The 753-nt window shown below is 63.3% G+C and carries 1 protein-coding gene and 1 pseudogene; both read right to left on the reverse strand.

All coding sequences use genetic code 11. The annotated features are described in order from the left end of the window. Nucleotides 1-492, reverse strand: a 492-nt coding sequence (trxA, locus tag EN969_RS33735) for a thioredoxin (RefSeq protein ID WP_127419903.1), incomplete at its 3' end; no start/stop codon positions are given. Between the two features lie 84 nt (nucleotides 493-576). Continuing rightward, nucleotides 577-753 (reverse strand): annotated as a pseudogene (locus tag EN969_RS36520) (prolyl-tRNA synthetase associated domain-containing protein); the annotation flags it as partial.

Below are 753 nucleotides of genomic sequence, written 5' to 3' on the forward strand. Positions count from 1 at the left end.
CATCACCAAGGTCGGCGGCGCGCCATTGCCCTTGCCGCCGACCTTGGTGATGAATTCGTTGATCTGGCTCTCCGGGATGGCGCCCATGAAGCCATCGACCGGCTGGCCGTCCTTGAAGGCGATGACCGCCGGGATCGACTGGATGCCGAGCTGGCCGGCGATCGACGGATGGTCGTCGATGTTCATCTTGACCAGCTTGACCCTGCCGCCGGCGGCCTTGACCGCCTTCTCCAGCTGCGGCGTCAGTTGCTTGCAAGGTCCGCACCAGGGCGCCCAGAAATCGACCAGCACCGGCTGGCGGCGCGATTCCTGGATGACATCGGCGGCAAAGGCAGCCGTCGTCGTGTCCTTGATCACATCGGCGGGAGCGGCGGGCGTATCGCCAAGCGCGACTTTCGCCGGCGCCGGCGCGGTTCCACCATACTGCACCGAGGTGGTGTACTGGCCGCCATTGCCGCCAAAGGGGCCGCCGAACGGATTGTTGTCGCTCATCTCTTTACCCTTCCGTGGCGCCGCCGGCCGGCGGCCAGGCGCCCTATGCTTCAGACCATCGGTTTTAAGCCATCCATGTGGCGATCACGCGGAGACTTTCAAGATAGCAGCATCGTGCCCGGTTGCCTCGACGAATCTGATCAGGTCGCTCGCTGCGATCGATGTCGTCGCCTCATTGGTCAGCGGATGCCCATTGATCACCGCATGCTCCATCAAATCCTTGTCGAGCACGAGCTTGACCCTGTTTGCCGTGTCGTTGAT

Origin of the sequence: Mesorhizobium sp. M7A.F.Ca.CA.003.01.2.1 (genome assembly GCF_003998945.1) — a bacterium.
GTDB lineage: Bacteria > Pseudomonadota > Alphaproteobacteria > Rhizobiales > Rhizobiaceae > Mesorhizobium > Mesorhizobium ciceri.